Below are 14,732 nucleotides of genomic sequence, written 5' to 3' on the forward strand. Positions count from 1 at the left end.
ATGGCCGGACGCCTCACCGATCTCTCGCATGAAGGGCGGCTGGCAGCCGCAAGCCTCATCGAGGCAACGACGGGCATGTTCAGCCCGACGCTGCGCCTGGGCGTCACCGGCCTGTCGCGGGCGGGCAAAACGGTATTCATCACCGCCCTCGTGCAGGCACTCACCGAAGGTCACCGCCTGCCCTTGCTCGATGCCTCCATCGAAGGGCGGATCGCTGCCGTCCGGCTTGAACCGCAGCCCGATCTGACCATCCCGCGCTTTGACTATGAGCGCCATGTGGCGGCAATGAGCGGGCCTGATCGCCACTGGCCACAGTCAACAAGCGATATTTCACAGCTGCGCCTGGTGATTGATTATCAGTCGGCGGGCTGGTTCGGGCGCACGTTCGGTACATCCCAGCTGACAATCGATATCGTCGACTACCCGGGCGAATGGCTGCTTGATCTGGCGCTTCTCGACAAGAACTATGGCGACTGGTCACGTCAATCGCTGGACCTGTCTCACATGCCAACCCGCCTGCCGCTGGCCGCCGCCTGGCATGGCGCGCTGGCTGGTATTGATCCCAAGGCCCGTTATGTCGACGGGAGCGCCCGGGAACCTGCGGCGATCTTCACCGCCTATCTGCGCGCCTGCCGTGAGGAGCAGGTGGCGCAATCAACCCTGCCGCCAGGCCGTTTTCTCCTGCCCGGCGCCTATCAGGGCTCGCCCGCCCTCGCCTTTTATCCCCTGCCTGTCGGCGATGACGCGCCGGTTCCCGGCTCGGTGCACGCCCATATGGCGCGATGTTTTGAAGCCTACAAGGACGAGATCATCCGCCCCTTCTTCCGCCAGCATTTCGCGCGGCTTGATCGTCAGATCGTGCTGGTTGACGCCTTGAGCGCGCTTAACGCCGGGCCGAGCGCGGTGGCTGACCTTGAGCGCGCGCTTGGCGATATCCTTGCAGCCTTCCGCATCGGTACAAACTCCTGGTGGTCGAGCCTGGTGGCGCCGCGCATCGAGCGCATCCTGTTTGCCGCGACCAAGGCCGATCATCTGCACCACCGCGACCATGACCGGCTTGAGGCCATTCTGTCCCGCCTCATCGACAGGGCGGGGTCGCGTGCGACGAGCGCCGGTGCCAAAATCGATGTCATTGCCCTTGCCGCCATCCGCGCCACCCGCGAGGCGCGCATCCGCCAGCATGGCGATCTGATGGACGCCGTCATCGGCGTGCCGCTGGCTGGCGAGCGGGTGGGCGATGACGTTTTTGACGGCAGCGGCGAAGTCGCCCTGTTTCCTGGCGATTTGCCCGACGATCCTGAGCGCGCCCTATCGCAAGGCCGCGACGCGCCGACGCCGGATGAGGCTGATATGCGCTTCCTGCGTTTTCGCCCGCCGCTTGTGCGTGGCAGCGGCGCGAGCCCGGCAACGGCTCACATCCGCCTTGATCGCGCTTTGCAATTCCTCATCGGAGATTATCTTGCATGATGGAAGATCACAGCACAGCCCGACGACGCCCCAAGGCAGTGCGTCTTGACGGTGACGCCGGCAGCGAAAAGATGGCGCCGGAGGCGCGCAACGTCACCATCCTGCCTGAAGCGCCAGGCCTCATCGCTGCGCCCGACACGACCGACAGACTGAACGCACGGCCTGGCCGCAATCTGTGGACAAAACTTGCGCTCTCCGCCTCCGCCGGCCTCGTCTCGCTGGCTACGGGCCTTGCGGTTGCCGATCTCGTGAGCCGCCTGTTTTCCTATTCGACCTATCTGGGCTCGCTCGGGCTTCTGCTTACCATCATCTTGACGATGTCACTGATTGCCCTTGGCGCGCGTGAATTTGCAGCCCTTGCCCGCCTCGCCAGCGTCGAACATCTGCGCGCCCGCGCCGAAGCGACGCTTGGTAACGATGACCGCGACGCGGCCCGCTCCCTTGCCGGCGATCTGACAGCGCTCTACGCCAGCCGCCCCGACATGGCACGGGCGCGTGGCGAACTCGCCCGCCACATGGCCGATATCGTCGATGGCGCCGACCTCGTGCGCCTGGCAGAGCGACGGCTGATGCAAGACCTCGACCGCCAGGCAATCACCCTCATCACCCATGCCGCACGACGCGTATCGATCGTAACGGCCGTCGCCCCGCGCGCCATATTTGATGTTGCCATGGTGATCGCCCAGAGCGCCATTCTCGTGCGCAAGCTTGCCGAACTCTATGGCGCCCGGCCCGGCGGGCTTGCCTCCCTGAAGCTTGCCCGCGTGGTGCTGGGCCACCTTGCAGTCACTGGTGGCATGGCGCTTGGCGAGGGGGTGGTCGAGCAATTGCTGGGCCACGGGCTGGCAGCCAAGCTTTCCGCCAAGCTCGGCGAGGGCATGGTCAATGGCATGATGACGGCGCGGGTTGGCCTCTCGACGCTGGACGTCGTCCGTCCATTACCTTTCACTGCCCTTGCACGACCAAAACTCGGCGATATTCTGGCCGAGCTGGCGCACATGACGTAAGATTAACGAGGCAGATGAGACCGGTATGTTCGTCACCCTGTTCCAGGAATTGAAAGCAGCCGGCCTGCCGGTCAGCCTTGGCGAATATCTGACGCTGCTGAAGGCGGTGGACGCCGACCTTGCCGGGCGCCGCGTCGAGGATTTCTACTATCTCTCACGCACCGCGCTGGTGAAGGACGAGCGCCATCTTGATCGCTTCGATCGCGTATTCGGCCATGTCTTCAAAGGGCTGGAAAACGTCGCGGATGCGGCAAATGCAGAAATTCCCGAGGAGTGGCTGGCAAAGCTCGCCGAAAAATTCCTGACGGACGAGGAAAAGGAGCAGATCAAGTCTCTCGGTGGTTGGGACAAGCTGATGGAGACGCTGCGCGAGCGCCTGGCCGAGCAGAAGGGCCGTCACCAGGGTGGCAGCAAATGGATCGGCACAGCCGGCACCTCCCCTTTCGGCGCCTATGGCTATAACCCGGAAGGCATTCGTATCGGTCAGCACGAAAGCCGCCATCGCCGCGCCGTCAAGGTGTGGGACAAGCGCGAATTCCGCGACCTCGATGACCATGTCGAACTTGGCACCCGCAACATCAAGGTGGCCCTGCGCCGCCTGCGCAAATTCGCACGCACCGGAGCTGCCGACGAACTGGATCTCGACGGCACCATCAAGGGCACAGCTGAACATGGCTATCTTGATGTGAAGCTTCGCCCGGAGCGGCGCAACGCTGTGAAAGTCCTGTTGTTTCTTGATGTCGGCGGCTCGATGGATGATCACATCCGCACCTGCGAGGAGCTGTTTTCAGCAGCCCGCAGCGAGTTCAAGACGCTGGAATATTTCTATTTCCATAATTGCCTCTACGAAGGGGTGTGGAAAAACAATCGCCGCCGTCATGCGGAGCGCCAGTCAACCTTCGATGTGCTCCGCACCTATGGCAATGACTACCGTGTGATCTTTGTCGGCGATGCGTCCATGAGCCCTTACGAAATCGCCATGCCCGGCGGATCGGTGGAGCACATGAACGAGGAACCGGGCGCGGTGTGGTTGTCACGCATTACCGCCAGCTATCCGCGCGCCATCTGGCTCAATCCGATGCCGCGCAAATTCTGGACCTATACGCCGTCGATCTCGATGATCGGCCAGATTTTCAATCAACGGATGTTCGAGCTGACCCTGGACGGGCTGGATGAAGCCATGCGCGAACTCGTGCGCTGAGTACAGATGTCAGCTCTTGACGGCGGCGATTTAGCTCGCTCTCTTGCCTTATGCAATCAGCCAATGAATCTGTGGTCTATCGTCAGCGCCCGCATGCACTCTCCCCGGACGTGGAATTCGCTCTCGCCGGTGGTGTCCTATCGTGGGCGGACAAGAAGGGGCGGACGGGTGCTCTTGAAATCGCGCAGCTGAGGCATTGTCGCATTCTCTATGACGCGTCCCGCCTGAGCGCGCCGCGCTGGATCGTTGATCTCCAGGGCAGTGACCGGCAGGAACTTCGTTTTACCTCGACGACCACCGCAGGCGCAGGCGGAATGCGCTCGCGCAACGGCGCTTTTCTTGCTTTTCTTGGCCATGTCCACGCGGCACTTGCCGCACAGGCGCCGGGTGCGATCTGCCGCTTTGGTCCCGGCCTGCTGACCTATTGCCTTCACTCGCTGCTGTGGTGTCTGCCGGTCCTCGGCATGTTCTGGGCCGCCTATCTGGGATTCACCACGTCGGGTATCCTTGCCGGCGTCTTTTTTACTTTTCTGGCCCTTTATTCCGGTCAATTTGCACTGCGATACGCTTATTATAATTGGCCGCGCATCTACGATCCGCGCCATCCACCGCTGCATCTGCTGCCCAAACCATCACCCCACGATGTTTAAGGCCCGGCGCAGCAATGCATGAAGTCTTGCGATGATACGCTCATAAAACAACGCGATAGAGCACGATTTTAATCTGAGGAAAAAGCGTCGCGCTGCAACTGCTCGCCCTACCTGATCACCAGAACCGAGCATTGGGCGTGACGCACGATGCTCGCCGCATTCGATCCCAGAAGATAGGTTGCCATGGTCGGGTGATGCGAGCCGACCACGATCAGATCAGCGCCAAAGCTGCGCGCCTCATCGAGGATTTCGTGGTAAATCCCGCCAAGTCTGACCACCGTGCTAACCTTGTCCTTCGGCAACGTGACCAATTGCGCCTGCGCCTCAAGTTTCATTTTGACTTCCGCCTGCGCTTCCTGATCATAGGCTGGTGGCAGGAATTCGCTGACCATCGGCGTAATCACCGTGCTGACGTAGATTAGTCGCATCTCGCCATCATTGGCCTTGATCAGCGCCTCGACGCTGGCGATTGCCTTTCTGGAGAAGCTGGGCTCCAGAATATCAACGGGAACGAGCACTTTTTGGAACATTTCCAACTCCTTTTGAAAAGAAATTCTCGTGACAGGCAATCCGACCGCGCGACCACGGCAATACTACGCCTTTGCAGCGCAGCAGCATTGCTCTGGATCAAGCGTCCCACCTGCATTCCTGCCATGCGGCGCAGCCTGCCATGCATGCCGCTCGCCGCTTGCCAGCGCTGATCGTCTCCCTTAACGGTCAGGGATGACCGCCGTTTCGAGCCGCATTGCCGCATTGCGCCAAAACCCCGTCGCTCTTCTCATGGTGATGGCGGCGATTAATTACGTCGGTTTTGCCAGTTGGAGCGCGCTTCTCAATAATTTCGCCAAGGAAAGCGTTGCCTTTTCCGGCCGCGATATGGGCCTTTTGCAATCGATACGCGAAATTCCGGGCTTCCTCGCCTTCACGGCGGCTGCCTGGATCCTGATCATGCGCGAGCAGACGCTGGCTTATGCAAGCCTCGTCGTCCTCGGCGTCGGCGTTGCACTGACCGGTTACTTCCCGACGATCATCGGCCTGTGGATGACAACCTTCATCATGTCGGTCGGCTTCCACTATTATGAGACGATGGCACAATCGCTGACCCTGCAGATCGTTCCGAAAGCACAAGCCCCGCGTGTGCTCGGGCGCATCGGCTCGGTGCAGGCGATCGGCCAACTGTCGGCGTTCGGCGTCATCATGCTGGCCTGGACGCTGTTTAACCCGAGCTATGAAACGCTGTTCCTTGTCTCAGGTCTCGTGGTGGTGTGCGCGGGGATTGCGACAGCGCTGTTTTTTCCGCGCTTCAACGGGCCCGTCGTGCAACGCAAAGGGCTCGTCCTGCGCCAGCGTTACTGGCTCTATTATGCGCTCACCTTCATGGTCGGCGCGCGGCGACAGATTTTCATGGCCTTTGGCGGTTTCCTGCTCGTCGAGAAATTCGGCTTCGGCGTATCCAAGATGGCGCTGCTGCTTCTCATCACCTATGCCATCAACACCATCGCCGCGCCGCGCCTGGGCGGGGCCATCGCCCGCTTTGGCGAGCGGCGGACTGTGATGTTTGAAAACATCACCCTCATCATCGTTTTCCTGGGCTACGCAGTCACCGACAATCCCGTCCTGGCAGCTTTCTTCTTCATCACTGATGGCGTGTTCTTCACCCTGACGATCGCCCAGCGGACCTACTTCCAGAAGATCGCCGATCCGGCCGATATCGCGCCCACCGCAGGTGTTGCTTTCACCATCAATCACATCGCCGCGGTGTTTATCCCGGCCGTCTTCGGCTTCATCTGGCTGTGGAACCCCTCGGCGGTATTTGCCATCGGCTGCGGGATTGCCAGCGTCTCGCTGCTGCTTGCTTTTCTTATTCCTGATGATCCATCGCCCGGCAACGAGACGACGTTTGAAGCGCGCGGCAACGCTGTCCAGCCGGCGCAATAACCCGGCCCTAACCTGCCGCCCTGTCTTCAGCCAGCGACGCCGAGCTTCTTCTGCAGGCTTGTCGATGACGTGGTGTACTGGAACACATAGCGGCTGTCGGGATGGCAGATGCGCCGTGCCGCCTGCGCCGCCAGCGCCACCTCGTGGAAGCCTGACAAAATCAGCTTGAGCTTGCCCGGATACCAGTTGATATCACCAACCGCGAAGATGCCAGGCACGGAGCTTTCAAAGCGTTCGGTATCAACCAGCACCAGATTTTCGTGGAATTCCAGACCCCAATCGGCCACGGGCCCCAGTTTCATCGTCAGCCCGAAGAAGGGAAGCATCATATCGCAGGCGATATGGAAACTGTCTTTGTCACCCTTGATGTTGGCGCCTGACAATCTGCCGTTGGCACCCTCCAGGGAGGTTACCTGCCCCAGCTTGAAGTCGATCCTGCCCTCGGCAGCCAGAGCCTTCATGCGCTCGACGGAATGAGGCGCGGCGCGGAAGGCATCGCGCCGGTGCAGGAGGGTGACGCGCTTTGCCACCGGCTCGAGGTTGAGCGTCCAGTCAAGTGCTGAATCGCCGCCGCCCACAATCAGCACTGTACGGTCACGGAAGGCGTCCATCTTGCGCACCGAATAAAACACCGAGCTGCCTTCATAGGCATCGATACCCTCGATCGGCGGTTTCTTAGGTTGGAACGAGCCGCCACCGGCGGCGATCATCACCGCTTTGGCAACAAAGCTTTTGCCGCCATCGGTCTCAACGGCAAATCGCCCATCCTCGCGTTTTGTCAGCCGCTCGACCATTTCATTGAAATGGAATGTCGGCCCGAACGGCTTGCCCTGCTCGATCAGGCGATCGACGAGTTCCTGAGCGTCAACCCGCGGGAAGCCGGGAATATCGTAAATGGGCTTTTCGGGATAAAGCTCGGTGCACTGCCCGCCGGGACGATCAAGGATGTCGATGAGGTGGACCTTCATGTCGAGAAGGCCGAGCTGAAACACGGCAAACAGCCCGACCGGGCCGGCGCCGATGATCAGGACATCGGTTTCAATCGGTGCAACGCTCATGATTACCGCCTGATGACAAGGTTGCGCCGTCAGCCCTGACGCTCGGGGATATGTGCGGTGATGCCGTCCAGCTTGTCCGTGATCTTGATCTGACACGACAGGCGCGAATTCGGCCGTACATCAAACGCGAAATCCAGCATGTCCTCTTCCATCGGCCCGGTGGCGCCCACAGCCGGCAGCCACGCATCGTCGACATAAACGTGACACGTGGCACAGGCGCAGGCTCCGCCGCACTCAGCCTCGATACCCGGCACCATGTTGCGGATGGCAACTTCCATCAACGTCGCACCGATTTCGGCATCGACTGGATGAGATTTTCCGTCAGCAGTAACAAAGTTGACTTTGACCATAGGGAAATCAGGCCTTCTAGACGCTGTTAACTTGTCACGTCTGCCTGTTGCCAGCCGCAGACACGCGCATGCTCGATACCGCCCATATAAGCGAGAAAGCGGCCGGCGCAAAGACAAATGCCGCGGCACTTTCTTTATGCGATGCGGCGGCAAAAGCGGTCATGCCAGCAAACCCGAGATTTCGCGGTTGGTCGCCTCAACCGCCCGCCGCAGCGGCGCCAGAGCCGCATCACGCGAAGACAGGTTGTCGCTGAAGAACGCCTGCTCGACCTGCGCCGCCAATTGGGCCACGGTTTGAGCGCCGATCCCAAGGGCTGATCCCTTGAGCTTATGTGCTGAAATCTTCCAGTCAGTGGCGCTGGTCGTTGCCTCAAGACGCGCCATCAACTCAAGAGATTGCTGACGAAACAGGCCAAGCACTTCATCCCGCAATTGCCGGTCCCCGAACGTGTTGCGGTCAAGAACATCAAGCTCGATCATCGAATATTCCACGCGCAATCACATGAGAAGCTGAGCCGCACAATCCTCGCCAGCTACATGCCCGGATGACAAATGCTGTAGCCGAACCGCCTTTCCTTCGATAAAAAGCCGACGAGCATGGGCGCACGGTCTTGGGCATGCATATTGAAATTAACCTTAACATCGCGTCAATCGGCTGGAATCGAGAAAACGTTTCCCTCGCCTTTTACGCACCACTACAATCGTCTGGAAATACAACCCATGGCGAGGATGAGCGGATCATCCGCAATTACGGCTCGCTTGCGCTCATCGGGTAACGATCCGGCTACAATATGCGCGGTCCTGCCAACAGGCGGCGGCGTGAAGGAAACAGGTTAAAGAGGTTGAGTAAATGGTAACGCCGACCAAGAAGAACGACGAAATTTCTGCGCAGGTCGCTTTGTCTGCGGTCGAACAAGCACTTAACCTCGACGGCGTCGATTCCGAGACAAAGAACCAGTTTGCGCCGAAAGGCCAGGATCCTTCACCGGACACGCGCCGCGAGCCCTCGCTGGGCGCATCAGCTCATTCCGGCCGCCGCTTGCCCCCGCCAACGTCTGCCGCCAACGACACAACCAGCAACGCGGCAGCCGTGGCATCGGCACTCTATCGCCATTCCTCCGGCAGCCCCTATCTGATTGCGATCCTCATCGCTTCCGCCTGGGTCGGCGGCATCTTTGTTCTTACACCGGCAATCTTCGGGATTGATGTCTTCTCCCTGCTGACGCGTGATGGCCTGCGGGATAATCCCGGAGCGATCGCCCTGCTGGGCACGTTGCTGTTCCCGCCCCTTCTGTTTGTCGCCATCGGACACTTCATGGCGCGCGCCCAGCAATTGCGTGCCGCCTCCCGCGCCATGGCGGAAGTTGCCCTGCATCTGGCAACCCCGCTCACCAAGAGCCAGGAGGGCATGCTGACCCTTGGGCAGTCGGTGCGTCGTGAACTCGCACTGCTCGATGAAGGCATGGCGCAGGCATCCGGCCGGGTTGACGCCATGACCGCCTCGATCACGCGTGAAATTGCGACACTCGACCGCGCCTACCGCGATAACGAGACGCGCATGCGCGACATGATGGAAACGATCAAGGCGCAGAAAGAATCGCTGGAACAGAAATCACAGGCCGCCGTCGAACAGATCACGTCACTGCATACGTCGTTTGCCGAGCAATTGGGGCGGTCTTCGCTCAACTTGACCAACACGGTGAATGATCTCGGCACGCGCACCGCCGACATGCTGGCAACACGCGGCCAAATCATCACTGACACACTGCATCAGGCCGGCTCAACCATGGTCGACGCGTTCACGGCGCGCGGCGATTCACTCGTCAGCAAATTGTCCGATGCCGGGCAGGCTGTCACGCTGGCGCTCAATATCTCGTCCGATGACCTGGCAGCAAACATTGCCTCGCGCTCCGAAGAGGTGACCTCGCGCCTGTCATTGCAGATGCGCTCGATCGCCGAAACGCTGGCGCAGGATCTGGCAACGCGCGGCAATGAGGTGGCCGAGCGCATTGACAACGTTGGCAGGCGGATTGACCAGACGGTGACTGTCCATGGCGGCGCGCTGGCCGAGCGGCTGGACACCACGGAAATGAAAATCCGTGACATCATCGCTACCCATGGCGATAAGCTCGTCAGCAGCCTGGAAGCGCGTGGCGAAGTTATCGAAAGCATCCTCACCAGGACGCTGTCGACGATAGAGAGCACATCGGGTGTTGCCGCCTCTGCCATCTCCTCGCAGGTCGAGACCCTCCTCAGCCATATCGATGATCGCGCCGAACACATGGCTCGCGGCATTGATGAGCGTATGGACAATCTCAACGTCGGCCTTGACGGTCGTCTGTTCTCGTTCAAGGAAGCACTGGATCAGCGTGCTGCCGCCATCGATCAGACGATGGGATCAGTTGGCGCGACAATCGACCAGGCGCTGCTGGGTCGTCTTGAGAACCTGACCGACCTCATGCAGCGCCACACGACGGCGATTTCCGAAGAAGTAACGAACGGCACCGATCTTCTGGGGCGCTCGATTACCGATCATTTGTCGGCGATTGCAGCCAGTCTTGATGATCGGGCAGCCTCCATTGCCGATATTCTCGAAAGCCGCGCGACGTCGATTGATCTGAAGCTCGGTGAAAAGGCAACAAGCATTGCCGAGACGCTTGAGACCAATGCCGAGCGCATCGAGCAGACGCTGATCGAAATGCGCGCCAATCTCGACACGAACGGCGCGAGCATTACCGGGGCACTTGACAGCGCGGCGCGCAATCTCAGCACGCAGATCGGCGAAACCACTCATCGCGCAATCGATATGTTGACGCAGTCAGCTGCGCGCATCCAGGTTGATTATGATGCCGGCCAATCCCGCTTTGCCGAGCAGGTGGCGCATATCGAAGGGTCGCTTGGTGACATGCGCGAGAAAGTTGCCGCAAGCGGCAATACGATCATCAACGCGCTTGACGCTTCTGCACTCGCGCTCAATCTGGAGCTGACAGGAACAACAAAACGCGCTGTCGATGCCCTGTCCGAAGCGGGCCGGCGCATCCACGATGAAATTTTCGCCAGCCAGACCGAGTTCGCCGACAAGACGGATCGTGTCGAACTTGCCCTTGCGGATATGCGCAGCAATCTCGAAGCAAACGGCCATACCGTCATCAACGCCCTTGATGCGGCCGCGCACGCAATCAGCGCGCAACTGAGCGGCACGACCGACCGCACCATCACCGCGCTGTCGCAGGCCGGCCAGCGCTTGCATGCTGATATCAGTGCCAGCCAGGCTGATATCGTCACCGCCATCCTCACCAACCTCGATACGCGCGGCCAGGAAATCGTTGCCTCGATCAGCCAGACCGCTCATGGCATGACATCAAATCTGCTGGAGACGGGCGCATCGGTCACGGCCAACCTGCAGCAGATCAGCGGTGCGGTTCAGGCGACGCTTGAACAGGCTGGCAGCACACTGACGTCTGATCTCATGGAGACGGGCGGCAGCATCACCGCGACAATCCGCGACAATGGCGCGACGGTTGCCAAAACATTCGAGGAAAAGGCAACCATGCTGGCGCAGCTCGTGACGCTGCAGGGCGCGGTGCTGAAGCAGACTTTGGCAGATGGCGCGACAACCATCGGCACGACCATCACGGGCGATGCGAAGAAGGCCGTCGAGCAACTCGCCTCGACCTACAGCACCCTCGGCACCGACACGCGCAAGGTCGTTTTGTCTCTGACCGATACGACGCGTCAGTTGAGCGACGTGCTCCACAGCGCGGATGTGCGCCTGGGCACCCTCGATATCGCTCTGGGAACCCGCGTCGACAATGTCATGCACACGCTGGACCAGGTCACCGGGCGGGCTGACAGCGCCGCCGCCCAGTTGACTGTCCAGACGGATGCCCTGCAGACGGCAGCCGATGCGGTCGACAATAATGGCCGGCGCATGCTGCACGATATCGGCAGCCAGGCCGCCAACCTTACGCGCGTTGCCCAATCGCTGCAGGACGCCAACAGCGCCGTCGAGGCGGCGCTCGGCTCGCGTCGTGCCGAAATGGAAACGCTCAGCGAGCAGATTCTTCGCCGCGCTGAAAGCGTTGACGAGATGTTGCGCGAGCGCCAGCAGAACATTCAGCGCACCCTCGAAATGGTCCAGGACCGCACGCGCGAAATCGGTCAGTTCCTTGCTCAGGCATCGCAACTGGCGACACAGGCGGCAATCGACCAGTTCGAGCGCCTGCGCAACGATGCCGGCAGCGAGAGCGAGCGCTCGCAGCTTGCCGTTCGCGAAGCCTTCGATCAGGTGAGCGCCGAAATTTCGGGCGCGCTCACCCAGGCAACCGAGCGCTTCGCCACAACGGCGCAGGAACTGCAATCAACCGCTGTCACCATCCGCAGCGAGATTGACGCGACGCGTCATGAAATGCGCAAGAGTGTTCTCGAGTTGCCGCGCGAAACCCAGGAATCGACAGCGGCCATGCGTCGGGTTGTAGCCGACCAGATCCGCGCCCTCAACGAGCTGTCGGATATCGTCGCCCGTCACGGTTCCGCCTCCGATGTCAGCCAGCCGGCGCGCCGCCCGGCTGCCCGTATCGAGACGGCAAGTGCTGCACCTGCCCGTGTCGCTGATTTCTCCACCTCCAGCGAGCCGGCGCCGCGCCGTCTGACGCCCATCAAGCCGGTCGTTCGACCCCGCAGCGAAGAGCCGCGCGGCGAAGCAGCGCCCACCGGCTGGCTCCGTGATTTGCTCACGCGCGCTTCACGAGAAGATGAAGATCGCAGCGGTGCTGGCAATCCATTGCCGCGCAGCGCGTCGGCCCTCCCCGACAGCCTTGGACAATTATCAAGCGGCATTGCCGACGCCATCGATAGCGAAGCCCTGCTCGACGCCTGGGATCGCTACCGGCGTGGTGAGCGCAAAGTGTTCTCGCGCCACCTCTATTCGCTGCAGGGTCAGCAGAGCTTCGATGACATCCGCCGCAAATACAGCCGTGACAATGAATTCCGTGCTGCGGTTGATCGCTACATCGACGATTTCGAGCGTCTTATTCGTGACATCAGCCGCCGTGATCCTGACAATACGCAGACGCAGAACTATCTCGTCTCGGAAACGGGCAAGGTCTACACCCTGCTGGCACATGCGTCGGGACGCCTCGAATGAGCGCTCACACAGGACGATGATCAGCCAGACGTCCGGACAAAAGGCAGGCCCGCAGGCCTGCCTTTTTGTAGCTTCAGGCGTTTCAACTGTGGCGATCAGCCCAGGCGACGAGGCGCAGGAGAACATCCGACATCGTCTTGTCGAGCGCCGCCACAACCACTGCCGGCTCTGAACCCGAAACCGGCGCCTGCCCGCTGAAAATTTCGGCAGCGATCACCTGGCCATTCCGGTTGCCAACGAGCCGCGCCGTCAGCTCGATCTGCACCTTGGGGGATGATAAAAGGTCAAGTTCAAACGAGCGGATCTCCGTCACCAGGCGGGTGGCGGCATCAATGCCCTCGCCCGGCCGCACGACCGAGTTAAGTCGGCGCGCATTCTCAAACGTCGTGACGATACGTGACTGCACGAGGCGGGGCAGACGATCAGCCCATTGCGCACCCGCCAGATAGTTGATCTCGTTGGCGCGCGGCTTGACCAGGATACGGTCGGTATCGAGCGCCCTGACGGCTGATGACTCGGCGATCGCCACCGTGCCACGACGACCGCTGCCGGTGGAGGAAACCTTCGGCGATGACAAATCATATGTCTCGAGCGGCGGCGGCGAAATCAGCCCACCGACACCCCCGCCAGCACTGCAGCCGGCAAGCCCTGCCGGAACAGCCAGAAGGAACCAGCGTCGAGTAACGTAATGATCACCTGCAGACACGCGTGTCATCCTACCTGCGGCCGGAAAATTCGGGCGCTCCGGGGCGGCCGAAAACGAATTGCTGTGGGTTGCGCTCCACTTCGCGCAGGAACCGGTCGACCGTTGAAATCGTCCGCCTGCCATCATTGACGAAGGCCTGGAGATCCGTGAGGCCGGCCCCGGTGAAGCGATTGAGGTTGCCAGACAATTGCTCGATGCGCTTGTCGAGATTTTCTGCCGTGGCGCGGATCGACTTTGCCGCCTGACTGACATCGCCAATGATACGATCGCTGCTTTCGGACAATCCTTTGGTGAATTTTTCAGTATTGGCGAGGTTGCGTTCAAGGCTCTGCACCGAGCGCCCCACAGAATCAGGATCAATGGCCGAGAGAAGCGATGTTGCCTTCTCGATCCCCGGCTGCAGCTTGTCGGCTGCCACGGCGATACTGCGCGCAGCCGAACTCGCATCCGACACAAGCGTGCTGATCTTCTCACGCTCATCGGCAAGTGCGCTCACCACCGCCGCCACGCCATCGACAATTTCGCGCACACGGGCCGGGTCGATCGCATCGGCAACATTCTGCAACTGGGTCGACAGATCAGCAATCCGCCGCGCCGCAACCGACAGATCGGCGATCAGCGTGCCGATGCCGTCACTGTTCTTGGCCAGCGCATCGGAGAATGTCTCTACATTTTTCAATGTGTTGTTGATCGGCGCCTGTGCCTGGCCGACCGTGTCCTCAACCTTGGCGATGACGTTGTTGACACGCCCGAGCGTGTCGGCCCCTCCTTCGAGGAGGTTCTGCACGAACGAGCGCTCAGCGAAGATCGCCGGCGCCACACCATCAGGCCCCGGATCGAGATTTTCTGCCGTGTCGGTGCCGCCGAAAAACTCGATCGAGGCAACGCCCGTGAAGCCGAGCGAGGCGAGCCTTGCCCGCGTGTTTCGCTTCACGGGTGCGAGATCGTCAACCAGCACGCGCGCCCGTATTTCCGAGCGGTTGCCGGGGTTGATGCCAAGCTCCGACACTTCACCAACCCGCAAACCGTTGAACAGCACCGAACTGCCAACCGACAGACCCTGCACCGAGCCTGAGAACACCACATAGAAGGGCCGCCTTGATCCTGTGCCGCCGGAGCGCGAAATCCAGATCAGGAACAGGGCAGCAATCAGCAGCGAGACGACAACAAAGGCGCCGACGACTGCATTGTTGGCCTTGGTCTCCATCG

At 60.8% G+C, this 14,732-nt stretch carries 12 protein-coding genes; 6 read left to right on the plus strand and 6 right to left on the minus strand.

Annotation, left to right across the window (positions count from 1 at the left end; genetic code table 11):
* From ACINK1_RS13850 to ACINK1_RS13865, 4 genes are all read left to right on the plus strand, one after another.
* Positions 1 to 1,467: YcjX family protein (locus ACINK1_RS13850; RefSeq protein WP_376801099.1), on the plus strand; the 1,467-nt coding region annotated here is incomplete at its 5' end.
* Entirely contained in the window at positions 1,464 to 2,474 is a 1,011-nt protein-coding gene (locus ACINK1_RS13855; RefSeq protein ID WP_376802926.1) for a YcjF family protein, read from the plus strand. The genes ACINK1_RS13850 and ACINK1_RS13855, both read left to right, overlap by 4 nt.
* A 25-nt stretch (positions 2,475 to 2,499) precedes the next feature.
* Positions 2,500 to 3,675 (plus strand): VWA domain-containing protein, encoded by a 1,176-nt coding sequence (locus ACINK1_RS13860; RefSeq protein WP_376801097.1) that lies wholly within the window; start codon positions 2,500 to 2,502, stop codon positions 3,673 to 3,675.
* A 50-nt stretch (positions 3,676 to 3,725) separates the two neighbouring features.
* The gene (locus tag ACINK1_RS13865) at positions 3,726 to 4,325 is read left to right on the plus strand and encodes a hypothetical protein (protein WP_376801096.1); all 600 of its coding nucleotides are present in this window, start codon (positions 3,726 to 3,728) and stop codon (positions 4,323 to 4,325) included.
* Between the two features lie 107 nt (positions 4,326 to 4,432).
* Here ACINK1_RS13865 and ACINK1_RS13870 read toward each other — a convergent pair whose 3' ends face one another.
* Positions 4,433 to 4,855 carry a universal stress protein gene (locus ACINK1_RS13870; RefSeq protein ID WP_376801095.1) on the minus strand — a complete coding sequence of 141 codons (423 nt, stop codon included), beginning with the start codon at positions 4,853 to 4,855 and terminating at the stop codon, positions 4,433 to 4,435.
* A 193-nt stretch (positions 4,856 to 5,048) separates the two neighbouring features.
* On the opposite strand from ACINK1_RS13870, the gene ACINK1_RS13875 reads away from it, so the two are divergent.
* Entirely contained in the window at positions 5,049 to 6,263 is a 1,215-nt protein-coding gene (locus tag ACINK1_RS13875; RefSeq protein WP_395760159.1) for an MFS transporter, read from the plus strand.
* Between the two features lie 26 nt (positions 6,264 to 6,289).
* Here ACINK1_RS13875 and ACINK1_RS13880 read toward each other — a convergent pair whose 3' ends face one another.
* The 3 genes from ACINK1_RS13880 to ACINK1_RS13890 form a co-directional block, all read right to left on the minus strand.
* Entirely contained in the window at positions 6,290 to 7,321 is a 1,032-nt protein-coding gene (locus tag ACINK1_RS13880) for an NAD(P)/FAD-dependent oxidoreductase (protein WP_376801093.1), read from the minus strand.
* 29 nt (positions 7,322 to 7,350) lie between these two features.
* A complete protein-coding gene (locus tag ACINK1_RS13885) occupies positions 7,351 to 7,671 on the minus strand; it encodes a 2Fe-2S iron-sulfur cluster-binding protein (RefSeq protein WP_376801092.1) in 321 nt (106 codons plus the stop codon).
* A gap of 159 nt (positions 7,672 to 7,830) precedes the next feature.
* Positions 7,831 to 8,151: an Hpt domain-containing protein gene (locus ACINK1_RS13890; RefSeq protein ID WP_376801091.1), complete on the minus strand. Its 321-nt coding sequence runs from the start codon at positions 8,149 to 8,151 to the stop codon at positions 7,831 to 7,833.
* 370 nt (positions 8,152 to 8,521) lie between these two features.
* Here ACINK1_RS13890 and ACINK1_RS13895 point away from each other — a divergent pair, with 370 nt between their 5' ends.
* The gene (locus ACINK1_RS13895; protein WP_376803872.1) at positions 8,522 to 12,817 is read left to right on the plus strand and encodes a hypothetical protein; all 4,296 of its coding nucleotides are present in this window, start codon (positions 8,522 to 8,524) and stop codon (positions 12,815 to 12,817) included.
* 82 nt (positions 12,818 to 12,899) lie between these two features.
* On the opposite strand, the gene ACINK1_RS13900 is transcribed toward ACINK1_RS13895, so the two are convergent.
* Positions 12,900 to 13,532 (minus strand): ABC-type transport auxiliary lipoprotein family protein, encoded by a 633-nt coding sequence (locus ACINK1_RS13900; protein WP_376801089.1) that lies wholly within the window; start codon positions 13,530 to 13,532, stop codon positions 12,900 to 12,902.
* Between the two features lies 1 nt (position 13,533).
* Entirely contained in the window at positions 13,534 to 14,730 is a 1,197-nt protein-coding gene (locus ACINK1_RS13905) for an MlaD family protein (protein ID WP_376801088.1), read from the minus strand.
* Positions 14,731 to 14,732: the final 2 nt, after the last annotated feature.

The sequence above is a fragment of the Raskinella chloraquaticus (SeqCode) genome, assembly GCF_021731865.1.
In the GTDB taxonomy this organism is placed as follows: Bacteria; Pseudomonadota; Alphaproteobacteria; order Rhizobiales; family UBA4765; genus Raskinella; species Raskinella chloraquaticus.

Coding starts and splice junctions, on each gene's coding strand:
- ACINK1_RS13855 (WP_376802926.1), top strand. CDS start 1,464: ATGATGGAAGATCACAGCACAGCCCGACGACGCCCCAAGGCAGTGCGT.
- ACINK1_RS13860 (WP_376801097.1), top strand. CDS start 2,500: ATGTTCGTCACCCTGTTCCAGGAATTGAAAGCAGCCGGCCTGCCGGTC.
- ACINK1_RS13865 (WP_376801096.1), top strand. CDS start 3,726: ATGCAATCAGCCAATGAATCTGTGGTCTATCGTCAGCGCCCGCATGCA.
- ACINK1_RS13870 (WP_376801095.1), bottom strand. CDS start 4,855: ATGTTCCAAAAAGTGCTCGTTCCCGTTGATATTCTGGAGCCCAGCTTC.
- ACINK1_RS13875 (WP_395760159.1), top strand. CDS start 5,049: ATGACCGCCGTTTCGAGCCGCATTGCCGCATTGCGCCAAAACCCCGTC.
- ACINK1_RS13880 (WP_376801093.1), bottom strand. CDS start 7,321: ATGAGCGTTGCACCGATTGAAACCGATGTCCTGATCATCGGCGCCGGC.
- ACINK1_RS13885 (WP_376801092.1), bottom strand. CDS start 7,671: ATGGTCAAAGTCAACTTTGTTACTGCTGACGGAAAATCTCATCCAGTC.
- ACINK1_RS13890 (WP_376801091.1), bottom strand. CDS start 8,151: ATGATCGAGCTTGATGTTCTTGACCGCAACACGTTCGGGGACCGGCAA.
- ACINK1_RS13895 (WP_376803872.1), top strand. CDS start 8,522: ATGGTAACGCCGACCAAGAAGAACGACGAAATTTCTGCGCAGGTCGCT.
- ACINK1_RS13900 (WP_376801089.1), bottom strand. CDS start 13,532: ATGACACGCGTGTCTGCAGGTGATCATTACGTTACTCGACGCTGGTTC.
- ACINK1_RS13905 (WP_376801088.1), bottom strand. CDS start 14,730: ATGGAGACCAAGGCCAACAATGCAGTCGTCGGCGCCTTTGTTGTCGTC.